At 60.6% G+C, this 12244-nt stretch carries 8 protein-coding genes and 2 riboswitches; of the genes, 3 read left to right on the top strand and 5 right to left on the bottom strand.

All coding sequences use genetic code 11. The annotated features are described in order from the left end of the window. Positions 1-245: 245 nt before the first annotated feature. On the bottom strand, positions 246-3956 hold the full coding sequence (gene metH / locus GNF76_RS14665; protein ID WP_155583866.1) for a methionine synthase: 3711 nt from the start codon (positions 3954-3956) through the stop codon (positions 246-248). Between the two features lie 165 nt (positions 3957-4121). Here metH and GNF76_RS14660 point away from each other — a divergent pair, with 165 nt between their 5' ends. Beyond that, positions 4122-6413, top strand: coding sequence for a fatty acid cis/trans isomerase (locus GNF76_RS14660; protein ID WP_155583865.1), 2292 nt, complete (start codon positions 4122-4124; stop codon positions 6411-6413). Between the two features lie 1091 nt (positions 6414-7504). Further along, positions 7505-8089 carry a Fe-S biogenesis protein NfuA gene (nfuA, locus tag GNF76_RS14655; protein WP_003173594.1) on the top strand — a complete coding sequence of 195 codons (585 nt, stop codon included), beginning with the start codon at positions 7505-7507 and terminating at the stop codon, positions 8087-8089. A gap of 220 nt (positions 8090-8309) precedes the next feature. Here nfuA and cobM read toward each other — a convergent pair whose 3' ends face one another. The 4 genes from cobM to GNF76_RS14635 form a co-directional block, all read right to left on the bottom strand. Beyond that, complete coding sequence (gene cobM / locus GNF76_RS14650; protein ID WP_155583864.1) at positions 8310-9056, bottom strand: precorrin-4 C(11)-methyltransferase; 747 nt, start codon at positions 9054-9056, stop codon at positions 8310-8312. 81 nt (positions 9057-9137) lie between these two features. After that, positions 9138-9542, bottom strand: a complete 405-nt coding sequence (locus tag GNF76_RS14645; protein ID WP_155583863.1) for a cobalamin biosynthesis protein — start codon at positions 9540-9542, stop codon at positions 9138-9140. Beyond that, on the bottom strand, positions 9539-10240 hold the full coding sequence (locus GNF76_RS14640; RefSeq protein ID WP_155583862.1) for a CbtA family protein: 702 nt from the start codon (positions 10238-10240) through the stop codon (positions 9539-9541). The genes GNF76_RS14645 and GNF76_RS14640 overlap by 4 nt, the downstream gene beginning before the upstream one ends. A gap of 11 nt (positions 10241-10251) precedes the next feature. Continuing rightward, positions 10252-10440, bottom strand: coding sequence for a CbtB domain-containing protein (locus GNF76_RS14635; protein WP_155583861.1), 189 nt, complete (start codon positions 10438-10440; stop codon positions 10252-10254). Between the two features lie 96 nt (positions 10441-10536). After that, positions 10537-10740: riboswitch (cobalamin riboswitch) on the bottom strand. Positions 10741-10884: 144 nt separating this feature from the next. Further along, positions 10885-11085: riboswitch (cobalamin riboswitch) on the top strand. A gap of 94 nt (positions 11086-11179) precedes the next feature. On the opposite strand from GNF76_RS14635, the gene cobW reads away from it, so the two are divergent. Further along, on the top strand, positions 11180-12241 hold the full coding sequence (gene cobW / locus GNF76_RS14630; RefSeq protein ID WP_155583860.1) for a cobalamin biosynthesis protein CobW: 1062 nt from the start codon (positions 11180-11182) through the stop codon (positions 12239-12241). Positions 12242-12244 lie beyond the last annotated feature (3 nt).

The raw sequence follows: 12244 nt of genomic DNA, 5'->3' as shown, positions 1-12244 counted from the left end.
CGAAAGCAGGGCGGTCAGCGTTCTGTGGGGAGCCGTTGGACATAGGTATCTACACATTTCTTGAAACCTCCGAAAATCCGTAGCCGCTGCCGAGGTACGAGGCTGCGATGCGGGCCGCAGGACCGCCCTCGGGGTCGCTTCGTCGGAATGCCGCACCAAACCCATCGCAGCCTCGTACCTCGGCAGCGGCTACAGAAATCAGGCCCTGCACAATTGTGTAGATACCTATAGGGTCGCCGGTTTTATTAGTTGTCGTAACCCAGGTTCGGCGCCAACCACCGCTCGGTCACGGCCAGGTCCTGGTCCTTGCGTGCGGTGTAACTCGCGACTTGATCCTTGTCGACCTTGCCCACGGCAAAGTACTGCGCCTGCGGGTGGGCGAAGTACCAGCCGCTGACCGCAGCGGCCGGGAACATCGCATAGTGCTCGGTGAGGAACACGCCACTGCGGCCGGCGTGCATTTCGCGAGCTTGCGGGTCCAGCAGTTGGAACAGCTGGGCTTTCTCGGTGTGATCCGGGCACGCCGGATAACCCGGGGCAGGGCGGATACCGCTGTATTGCTCCTTGATCAGCGCCTCGTTATCCAGTTGCTCATCCTTGGCGTAGCCCCAGTAGTCTTTACGCACTTGCTGGTGCAGCCATTCGGCACAGGCCTCGGCCAGACGGTCGGCGAGGGCCTTGACCATGATCGAGTTGTAGTCGTCGCCAGCGTCCTGGTAGGCCTTGGCCACGGCTTCGGCGCCGATGCCGGCGGTGGTGATAAAACCACCGATGTAGTCGGTCACGCCGCTGTCCTTGGGCGCAACGAAGTCCGCCAGGGAGAAGTTTGGTTTGCCGTCGGTCTTGATGATTTGCTGGCGCAGGTGGTGCAGTTTGGCAATCGGCTGACCGTCCTCGCCGTAGACTTCCAGGTCATCGTCCTGCACTTGGTTGGTCGGCCAGAAACCGAATACGGCGCGGGCGCTGATGAGTTTTTCGTCGATCAGCTTGGCGAGCATCTCCTGGGCATCGGCGTACAGCGCAGTGGCGGCTTCACCTACGACTTCATCGGTGAGGATGCGTGGGAATTTGCCAGCCAGGTCCCAGGAAATAAAGAACGGCGTCCAGTCGATGTATTCGGCCAGCACCTTGAGGTCGATATTGTCCAACACCTTGGAGCCGGTAAACGTTGGTTTGACTGGTGTGTAGCTGCTCCAGTCGAACTGCGGCTTCTTGGCGATGGCCGCCGGGTAGCTCAGGCGTTCGGTGCGGGCGCTGCGATTGGCGGTGCGTTCGCGTACGTCGATGTATTCCAGGCGGGTTTTTTCGACGAAACCGGCCTTCAACTCCTTGGACAGCAACTGCGTGGCCACGCCCACGGCGCGGGAAGCGTCGGTGACGTAGATCACTGCATCGTTGCTGTACTTGGGTTCGATCTTCACCGCCGTATGGGCCTTGGACGTGGTCGCGCCACCGATCATCAGCGGCAGGTGGAAGTCCTGGCGCTGCATCTCGCGGGCGACATGCACCATCTCATCCAGCGACGGAGTAATCAGGCCGGACAGGCCGATGATGTCGCACTTCTGTTCCTTGGCCACTTGCAGGATCTTTTCGGCAGGCACCATCACACCCAAATCGACAATGTCATAGCCGTTGCAACCGAGCACCACGCCGACGATGTTCTTGCCGATGTCGTGTACATCGCCTTTGACGGTGGCCATGAGAATCTTGCCCTTGGCTTCCGGTTTGTCGCCTTTTTCCAGCTCGATGAACGGGATCAAGTGAGCCACGGCCTGCTTCATCACGCGGGCGGATTTCACCACCTGGGGCAGGAACATCTTGCCGGCGCCGAACAGGTCGCCGACGATGTTCATGCCGGACATCAACGGGCCTTCAATCACTTCGATTGGGCGTGCGAAGGACTGCCGGGATTCCTCGGTGTCTTCAACGATATGGGTGGTGATGCCCTTGACCAGCGCATGTTCCAGGCGCTTGTTGACCTCCCAGCCACGCCATTCCTCGGTCTCGGCTTCCTTGACGCTGCCGTCGCCCTTGTACTTGTCGGCGATGGCGAGGAGGGCGTCGGTGCCTTCCGGGGTGCGGTTGAGGATCACGTCTTCCACGGCGTCACGCAGCTCTGCCGGGATCTGGTCGTAGATCTCCAGTTGGCCGGCGTTGACGATACCCATGGTCAGGCCGTTGCGGATCGCGTACAGCAGGAACACCGAGTGAATGGCTTCGCGCACCGGGTTGTTACCCCGGAACGAGAACGACACGTTGGACACGCCGCCTGAGGTCAGTGCGTACGGCAGGTGGTCGCGGATATAGGCACAGGCGTTGATGAAGTCGACGGCGTAGTTGTTGTGCTCCTCGATACCGGTCGCGACGGCGAAGATGTTCGGGTCGAAGATGATGTCTTCCGGCGGGAAGCCGACTTCATTCACCAGGATGTCGTAGGAGCGTTTGCAGATTTCTTTCTTGCGCGCTTCGGTGTCGGCCTGGCCGGCTTCGTCGAACGCCATCACCACCACCGCAGCACCGTAGCGCTTGCACAGCTTGGCGTGGTGAATGAACTGTTCGACGCCTTCCTTCATGCTGATGGAGTTGACGATGCCCTTGCCCTGGATGCACTTGAGGCCGGCCTCGATCACTTCCCATTTGGAAGAGTCGATCATGATCGGTACGCGGGAGATGTCCGGTTCACCGGCAATCAGATTGAGGAAGGTCACCATCGCCTTCTTCGAATCGAGCATCCCTTCGTCCATGTTGATGTCGATTACCTGGGCGCCGGCTTCCACTTGCTGCAGGGCGACTTCCAGCGCTTCGGTGTAGTTGTCTTCACGGATCAGTCGGGCGAAGCGCGCGGAGCCGGTGATGTTGGTGCGCTCACCGACGTTGACGAACAGCGAACTGCGGTCGATGGTGAACGGCTCAAGGCCAGACAGGCGACAAGCCTTGGGGATATCCGGAATCTGGCGCGGCGCATAACCGGCCACGGCCTTGGCGATGGCTTCGATATGGCCCGGGGTGGTGCCGCAGCAACCGCCGACGATATTGAGGAAGCCGCTCTGGGCGAACTCTTCGATGACCTTGGCGGTTTCCACCGGCAGTTCGTCGTACTCGCCGAACTCGTTGGGCAAACCGGCGTTCGGGTGAGCGGAAACGTAGGTGTTGGCCTTGTTCGACAGCTCTTCCAGGTATGGTCGCAGTTCGCTGGCACCCAGGGCGCAGTTCAATCCGACGGAAATCGGCTTGGCGTGGCTGATGGAGTTCCAGAATGCTTCGGTGGTCTGGCCCGAGAGGGTCCGGCCGGAAGCGTCGGTGATGGTGCCGGAAATCATGATCGGCAGTTCGACGCCCAGCTCTTCATACACGCCCTGCACAGCGAAGATCGCGGCCTTGGCGTTGAGGGTGTCGAAGATGGTTTCGATGAGGATCATGTCCGCACCGCCTTCGATCAGGCCTTTGGTGGCCTCGGTGTAGTTTTCCACCAGTTCATCGAAGGTCACGTTGCGGTAGCCGGGGTTGTTCACATCGGGCGACAGCGAGCAGGTACGGCTGGTAGGGCCGAGCACGCCGGCGACGAAACGTGGCTTGTCCGGGGTTTCGAGGGTTTTTGCGTCAGCGACCTTGCGCGCGAGGCGGGCGCCTTCTACGTTCAATTCATAGGCCAGCCCCTCCATGCCGTAATCGGCCTGGGACACTTGGGTGGCGTTGAAGGTGTTGGTTTCGAGGATGTCGGCACCGGCATCCAGGTAAGCCTTCTCGATCCCGCCGATCACGTCCGGGCGGGTGAGGATCAACAGGTCATTGTTGCCCTTGACGTCGCTCGGCCAGTCGGCGAAGCGTTTGCCACGGTAGTCCTCTTCCTCCAGTTTGTAGCTCTGGATCATCGTGCCCATGCCGCCGTCGAGGATCAGGATGCGTTCCTTGAGGGCTTGGTGGAGGGCTTGCAGACGAGCACTACGATCGGACATGGGACTACTCTGGTCAGGCGATTACGGAGGGCGTGGATCATAGCAAACCTGTGCGCTTTTAGAGCATGTTCGGAATTTGCATGAATATCGCTCATGTTGGCGGGGGCTGTAGCCCGGTAGAATCGCCCGGGTTTTTATCGCACGTATTGAATCGAGACCGGGAACATGTCGTATCGCCTCATCATCAGCGCTCTTCTATTGCTGATAGCCAGCAGCACACAGGCCCAAGGTCCCGCCCCGGCGATTTCCTATACCCGTGATATTCAACCGATCTTTACCGAGAAGTGTGTGGCCTGCCATGCCTGCTATGACGCGGCCTGCCAGCTCAACCTGGGCAGTGGCGAGGGCGCCGCCCGAGGCGCGACCAAGGTGCCGGTCTACAATGGCGAGCGCAGCACGGCCACGCCGCCGACCCGTTTGTTCTACGACGCCTTCGGCAAGGCTGCCTGGCAGCGCCAGGGGTTTGGCTCTGTGCTCGACGCCCAGGGCAGCCAGGCGGCACTGATGACGCGCATGCTTGAGTTGGGGCATAACGCGCCCTTGCAGCCTAATGCCAAGTTGCCAGACGACATCGTCCTGGGCCTGCGCCGCGAAAATATGTGCCCGATGCCCGGCGAGTTCGACGCCTATGCCGGTGCCCATCCCAAGGAAGGCATGCCGCTGGCGGTCACCGGCCTGACCGATCAGCAATACCAGACCCTGCAACGTTGGCTGGCCTCCGGTGCGCCTATCGACGAGCAGGGTCTGGCCCCGAGCGCCCGGGAAGTCTTGCAGGTCCAGCAATGGGAAGCCCTGTTCAACCAGCCTGGCGCCCGGGAAAGCCTGGTGGCGCGCTGGTTGTATGAGCATCTGTTCCTGGCCCATATCTATTTTGAAGGTGGCGAGCCGGGGCATTTCTTCCAGTGGGTACGTTCCCGTACCCCCAGCGGTCAGCCGATTGACCTGATCAACACCCGCCGTCCCAACGACGACCCGGGCACCCAGGTGTACTACCGTTTGTGGCCGGTGCAAGGGGTGATTGTGCACAAGACCCACATCACCTATCCGTTCAGCGCCGAGAAAATGGCCCGCATCAAGTCGTTGTTCTATAGCGGCGACTGGCAGGTGCATGCGTTGCCGGGCTACGGGCCTGGGCGCCGGGCTAATCCATTCGAGACCTTCGAAGCCATCCCGGCCAAGGCGCGTTACCAGTTCATGCTGGATAACGCCGAATACTTCGTGCGCACCTTTATTCGCGGGCCGGTATGCCGTGGGCAGATCGCCACGGACGTGATCCGCGACAACTTCTGGACCCTGTTCCAGGATCCCGACCACGACCTGTACGTCACTGATGCCCGCTATCGCGGCCAGGCCACGCCCTTGCTGGCGATGCCCGGACAGAACGATGACGTGGGCAGTGTGCTGAGCCTGTGGCTGGCCTACCGTGACAAGCGCAACGCCTATGAAGCCCTGCGTCGCGACAGTTATGCCGATATTGCAGCGCCCAGTTGGTCGAGCCTGTGGGCGGGCAATGACAATGCGCTGCTGTCGATCTTCCGTCACTTCGACAGCGCCTCGGTGACCAAGGGGTTGATTGGTGAGGTTCCGCAGACGATGTGGCTGTTTGACTATCCGCTGTTGGAGCGTACGTATTACCAGTTGGCGGTCAACTTCGATGTCTTCGGCAATGTCTCGCATCAGGCGCAGACTCGGTTGTATTTCGACCTGATCCGTAATGGTGCCGAGCAGAACTTTTTGCGTCTGATGCCTGCGGATTCGCGGGACGGCTTTCTGGATGACTGGTATCAGAACAGTGGCAAGGTCAAGTTGTGGATGGATTATGAGGCGATTGACGACGACAAGCCTACGGGGCTGAACCTGGATGAAAAGGATCCCAAGCGTGATTTCGCCAATCAGTTACTGGCTCGTTATGGTGACCTGAATGCCAGCCCGGATCCGATCAACCGGTGTGTCAGTGCCTATTGCTCGCGTCCGGGGATCGATCCGGCGCTGCGGGATGCGGAACAGGCCTTGAGCCGACTGACCTCGCGACCGGCGGCTGGGCTGAAGGTGATTGAGCAACTGCCTGAGGCTACGATGCTGCGGGTCGAAACCCGCAGTGGTCAGCGTGAGGTCTATAGCCTGTTGCGCAACCGGGCGCACAGTAATGTGGCGTTTATGTTGGGTGAGGCTTATCGGTATCAGCCGGGGCTGGATACGGTGACGATTTATCCGGGAGTGCTCAGCAGCTATCCGAATTTCATGTTCAACATTCCGGCGCAGGAGGTGCCGGAGTTTGTGGCAGCGATGGAAAGTGCCAAGGATGCCAAGCGGTTTGAGGAAATTGTGGATCGGTGGGGGATTCGTCGGAGTCATCCGTTGTTCTGGCAGTACTTTCATGACTTGTCGCGGTATATCCATGAGACTGCGCCGGTTGAGGAGGGGGTGTTGGATATGAATCGGTATGAGAATTTGTAGGGGGGGCTTCTGGGTACATATCCGTTGCTGCGGCTACGGCGGCTATTGGTTCCGCCCTTACGGCGGGTCACTTTTGAAAAGAGCCCAAAAGTAACCAAAAGGCTCTTGCCCCACCACTCGGCACCTCGCCCAGGCTCGGTGTGCCCTCACTCCGGCATTACTCCGTGGGCCGCCGCGACGGGCCATCCATGGCCCAACGCGGCTATCCCGGCATCCATGCCGGGATGCCCACTGCGTAATACCTGCGTTCGGCCATCGTGGTTTAACGGGGCGCCTAAGATCAAAATCAAAAGCACGGCGGCCTGAAAGCCGACCTGAGTGGTAGAAGCAAAGGCAAGGGCCAGAGCGAAAGCAGATCTGCTTTTCTGTGGGAGCTGGCTTGCCTGCGATGGGCATAGGTATCTACACCATTGCGCAGGAGCCTGATTTTTGTAGCCGCTGCCGAGGTACGAGGCTGCGATGCGGTCCGCAGGACCGCCCTAGGGGCCGCTACGCAACCCATCGCAGCCTCGTACCTCGGCAGCGGCTACAGGTTTTTTGCAGGATTCAAAAAATGTGTAGATACCTATGCTGCGATGGCATTACCTCGGTGTTCCTGAAAGACCGAGTTGTCTGCATCGCAGGCAAGCCAGCTCCCACAGTCGACCGTGCCCGCTTTTGATCTTGCCTTTGCTTCACACCACTCAAGCCGGCCGGTAGGCCGCTGTGCTCTTGATCTGCTTTTGACTTTGATCTTAGGCGCCCCGTTAAACCACGCTGGCCGAACGCAGGCATTGGTCCGTGGGTAAACCGGCAGGACGCCGGTTTAGCCGCACTGGGCCAGGGATGGCCCATTGCGGCGGCCCACGGAGCAATGCCGGAGTGAGGGCATGCCGAGCCACAGCGAGGCACCGAGTGGTGGGGCAAGAGCCTTTTGGTTACTTTTGGGCTCTTTTCAAAAGTGACCCGCTGTAAGAGCGGAACCAATACCCGCCGCTACCGCAGCAACGGATATACACCCACCCCCAAAGCCTATCCCGACAAAAACACTAGGACTTTGTACCTCCGTAATAATTTGGCGTAAACTGCGGGCAAGCCTGTGAGGAGTTTCCATGACTGCCATAACCATTACCGACGCCGCCCACGATTACCTGGCTGATCTGCTGTCCAAGCAGAACACCCCAGGCATCGGCATCCGCGTCTTCATCACCCAGCCCGGCACTCAGTACGCCGAGACGTGCATTGCCTACTGCAAGCCGGGCGAAGAAAAACCCGAAGACACCGCCCTGGGGCTGAAAAGCTTCACTGCGTACATCGACGCCTTCAGCGAAGCCTTCCTCGACGATGCGGTGGTCGATTACGCCACCGATCGCATGGGCGGCCAATTGACCATCAAGGCGCCCAACGCCAAGGTGCCAAACGTCAACGCTGACAGCCCGGTCAACGAGCGCATCAACTACTACCTGCAAACCGAAATCAACCCGGGCCTCGCCAGTCACGGCGGTCAGGTCAGCCTGATCGATGTGGTCGAAGACGGTATCGCCGTATTGAAATTCGGCGGTGGCTGCCAGGGCTGTGGCCAGGCGGACGTGACCTTGCGTGAAGGCATCGAGCGCACCCTGCTGGAGCGGATTCCCGAGCTCAAGGGTGTACGTGACGTGACCGACCACACGCAGAAAGAAAACGCCTACTACTAAGTAAGGCGTTCGCTGCGAACAAAAACGGCGCCCCGTGAGCGCCGTTTTTTTATGCAGCTAATTCAATAGATTACGTTTGATTTATGATGTTAAAGATTAAGTGTGGGAGCCGGGCTTGCCCGCGATAGCGATAGGACTGCCAACATCAATGTGGGCTGTGCCACCGTCATCGCGGGCAAGCCCGGCTCCCACAGGATTTTGCATGGGTTTCAGCATTTGCTCAGGGGCGGTAGAGGTGGGCATGCCCCGCACGGTACAGCGATGACTCACTGAAGCTGTCACTGGCCAACACCCGGCCCACCACAATCAACGCCGTACGCCTGAAACCTTTGGCCACCACCTTCTCGGCGATATCCGCCAATGTCCCGATAGCCCAATCCTGATCTGGCCACGTCGCCCGATGCACCACGGCTATTGGGCAGTCCGCGCCATAGTGAGGCAGCAGCTCAGCGACGATTTTTTCCAGATGGTTGACCCCCAGGTGAATCGCCATGGTCGTGCCGTGTTGGGCCAGGCTGCTGAACGCCTCACCTGTGGGCATTGCGGTTTTATCGGCATAGCGAGTCAGGATCACGCTCTGGGCGATGTCCGGTAGCGTCAACTCGGTCTCCAGCAGCGCGGCGCAAGCCGCCACCGCCGTCACGCCCGGGATGATCTGAAAGGGAATACCCAACTCGCGCAGACAGCGGATCTGCTCGCCAATCGCGCCATACAGGCTGGGGTCGCCGGAATGCACCCGCGCAACATCCTGGCCTTTTTCATGGGCGACTTTAATCAGCTCGATGATCTGTTCCAGGTGCAGTTCAGCGCTGTTGACCACCTGTTCCGCCCGATGACCTTCCAACACCGCCGCCGGTACCAGGGAACCGGCATAGATGATCACCGGGCAACTGCGAATCAGCCGTTGGCCCTTGACGGTGATCAGCTCCGGGTCGCCGGGGCCGGCGCCGATGAAAAAGACGGTCATGGATACTTTCCTGTGCAAACGCGTGCGAGCAAGGCTTCAGATGAAGATTGCTCATGATCGAGGGGCACGATTATCGGGAATTTAGTCGGCACACGCCAATGCAAAGGTGGCCTGGGCGTTTTTTTGGCGGGTGATCAGCAGTGAAGCAGGGGCCTGGGCCATGCGTTCGGCCAGGGCCAGGGCAGCGCTTTCGGCGATGCCGTAGCAGCCGGTATGGGCATGGGCGATCAGCGACTTATGGCTCAGTCGCGCTTCATAAACCGCTAATTGCTCGGCACTGAAAAACTGCAGTGGCAGAGCCAGGACCGTGGCCAACGCCAACAATCCCGGCTCATCCCGCTTGCGGTCGATACTGGCCAGGGCAATCACGCGCTGGCGTGCGATTCCCTCGGCATCGAGGGCCGCATTGAACAGATTGAGCAGGGTGTCGACGTCACAGCCCCGCTGGCAACCCAGGCCAACCACCAGGGTTGGCGCGGTGTTCATGCCGAGTACTGACTGTCGCGGTGACGACGAAACAGCCAGGCACTGATCAAGCCCAAGGCGAGCCAGAACGCGACGTTAGTCAGCTGCGAGGCAATCTTGAACTGCGCTTCCAAAGCTTCAGGCGCCAGCATCGAGTGGACCTCCGGTTGCGGCGCGCCGATTACGTGGGGCACCACCAGAATGGCCACGCCCAGCACTTTCAGCAGCCAGTTGCGACCGAACACGATCAACGCGATACCTGCAGCCGTGGAGGCCGCAGTGCCGATCCACCAGATTTGCCGTTGCGCCAGGTCGGCGGCAGCGGTGCCCGGCAGTTCAGGTGGAAGGCCCAGTGTCGGCGCCAACACGAAAGTGGCGTAACCGGCCAAGCCCCATAACAGGCCCTGGGCCGTGCGGGTTGGGGCGCGCAAGGTGTAGAGCCCGGCCAGCATCAGGGCGAAACCTACGGCGACTACCAGGTTACCGCCGGTGGTGGACAGTACGCGCTGCCAGCCGTCTGCCGGCTCCCAGGCTTCGGCATCGTGGCTGTGAGCAGCTGCCGCGCCATCGGCGTGTTCATGCACCTCGGTGGCGGGGGCTTTCTCGAAGGTTTCCGCCTGGAGAATCAGCGGGGCGACCCAGAAGCTTTGCAGCAGGGTCAGCAGCAGGGCGGCCAGCAGGCCGGTGAAACCTGCGGTTTGCGCAATACGCTTGATCATGTCGGCAGGTCTCAGTGGCACGGGAACGCGGCGCTGTGGCGGGTATCGTGGGCGGCGTTATGCACGGCCTCGATATGGGAGAAGCCGGCGAAATACACAAGGCACGCCCCGAGGATCGACGCGCCAATGGCGGCGGTCAGGCGTTGGCTCAAGGTAGCGGTGCTGCTGGTGGTGTGCGAGGTGCTGCTGATGATCGACATGGCGCGTCCCTTTCGAGTGTCAGGGTGAAGCGAGCGCATGAAAACCCCGCGAGCCGGGCACGCAGGGTCTTAACAGCGCCCGCCCACCGCGGGTTTGTTATCTGATTTTTTCGGGCCGGTCTCCGGGCTTGCGAGGGACTTGACGTCAAAAAGCGTCGCCTTCCCATGCCGTACAGGCACAGTGGATCTGACGCTTCGCTCGCTTACCGTTGCGGGGGCAGCACCGGACTTGTCATAAACCCATGACTCACCGGTTTCCCGTTTCACCCTGTGAAGGGCACCCGAAACAAGATGTGTAGGAGAGCATGGGCGGGGGATTCGCGTCAATCGTGTAGCCGCTGCCGAGGCACGAGGCTGCGATGCGTGTCCGCAGGACCGCCCTCGGGGGGCGCCTCGCAACCCATAGCGGCTACAGTGGGAGATTGACCGGCTCCTGCGCACTGCGTAGCCTTGCACCCTCGAGGTTCTTCGGCCCAGGCCGAAGCTAAGAAGGGAACGCGGTCAATGCCGCGGCTGCCCCCGCAACTGTGAAGGGTTTATCTGACTGCCACGCCACTGCCTGAACAGGCGGGAAGGCGCAGCCAGCGCCGGTCGAATGACCGGCAAGCCCCAAGCCAGGAGACCTGCCTCGCAACTGTTTCTCAACTTTCAACCGGGCGGGGTGATCCGGTGGCGAAATGAGCTGCTGCGCACTGCCGCAGGGCCAGTCGTCCCGTATGCCCGCCCCAAAGGGCATCCGATGAAAACACTGGCCAAACTCCCCGTCACCATCGTTACCGGCTTCCTCGGTTCGGGCAAGACCACCTTGCTGCGCCACATGCTGGACAACGCCCAGGGTCGTCGCATTGCGGTGATCGTCAACGAGTTCGGCGAGTTGGGCATTGACGGCGAAATCCTCAAGCAATGCTCCATCGGCTGCACCGAAGAGGAAGCCAACGGCCGCGTTTACGAGCTGGCCAACGGCTGCCTGTGCTGCACAGTCCAGGAAGAGTTCTTCCCGGTGATGCGCGAATTGGTGGCCCGTCGCGGTGACCTTGACCATATCCTCATCGAAACCTCAGGGCTGGCCCTGCCAAAACCGCTGGTCCAGGCCTTCCAGTGGCCGGAAATTCGCAGCGCCTGCACCGTTGACGCGGTGATCACCGTGGTCGACAGCCCAGCCGTAGCCGCCGGCACCTTCGCCGCGTTCCCGGATCAAGTGGATGCCCAGCGCAAACTCGACCCGAACCTGGACCACGAATCGCCGCTGCACGAGTTGTTCGCCGATCAACTGGCCAGCGCCGACCTGGTGATCCTCAACAAATCCGACCTGATCAGCCCCGAAGACCTGGCCCGTGTGCGCCTGGAAGTCGCCGAAGAACTGCCGCCAGCCGTGAAGATCATCGAAGCCAGCAGTGGCCGTTTGCCGCTGGACGTGTTGATTGGCCTGGGTGCCGGCTCTGAAGAGCACATCGACGGCCGTCACAGTCATCACGATCATCACCACGACGGTGAAGACGATCACGACCATGATGCTTTCGACTCCATCTCCATCGAACTGCCGCAAGCCGACGAAAGCCTGCTGCTCGACGCGTTGACCCAACTGGTGGTCCAGCACGGCATCCTGCGGGTCAAGGGCTTCGCGGCGATCCCCAACAAACCGATGCGCCTGCTGATCCAGGGCGTGGGTACCCGTTTCGACAAGCACTTCGACCGCGCCTGGCGTGCCGATGAGCCGCGCGCGACTCATCTGGTGCTGATCGGCCAGGAACTGGATGCCACCTTGCTCGAAGCGCAACTGCGCGCAGCCCTCAGCGTTTAAGCC

This window comes from Pseudomonas spelaei (assembly GCF_009724245.1).
In the GTDB taxonomy this organism is placed as follows: domain Bacteria; phylum Pseudomonadota; class Gammaproteobacteria; order Pseudomonadales; family Pseudomonadaceae; genus Aquipseudomonas; species Aquipseudomonas spelaei.
Note: the sequence above shows the minus strand (reverse complement) of the source record. Positions and strands in the feature narration are given on the sequence as shown.

What these genes read in the sequence shown, in the direction of transcription:
- metH (WP_155583866.1), bottom strand. Translation starts at nt 3,956, where the DNA reads ATGTCCGATCGTAGTGCTCGTCTGCAAGCCCTCCACCAAGCCCTCAAG.
- GNF76_RS14660 (WP_155583865.1), top strand. Translation starts at nt 4,122, where the DNA reads ATGTCGTATCGCCTCATCATCAGCGCTCTTCTATTGCTGATAGCCAGC.
- nfuA (WP_003173594.1), top strand. Translation starts at nt 7,505, where the DNA reads ATGACTGCCATAACCATTACCGACGCCGCCCACGATTACCTGGCTGAT.
- cobM (WP_155583864.1), bottom strand. Translation starts at nt 9,056, where the DNA reads ATGACCGTCTTTTTCATCGGCGCCGGCCCCGGCGACCCGGAGCTGATC.
- GNF76_RS14645 (WP_155583863.1), bottom strand. Translation starts at nt 9,542, where the DNA reads ATGAACACCGCGCCAACCCTGGTGGTTGGCCTGGGTTGCCAGCGGGGC.
- GNF76_RS14640 (WP_155583862.1), bottom strand. Translation starts at nt 10,240, where the DNA reads ATGATCAAGCGTATTGCGCAAACCGCAGGTTTCACCGGCCTGCTGGCC.
- GNF76_RS14635 (WP_155583861.1), bottom strand. Translation starts at nt 10,440, where the DNA reads ATGTCGATCATCAGCAGCACCTCGCACACCACCAGCAGCACCGCTACC.
- cobW (WP_155583860.1), top strand. Translation starts at nt 11,180, where the DNA reads ATGAAAACACTGGCCAAACTCCCCGTCACCATCGTTACCGGCTTCCTC.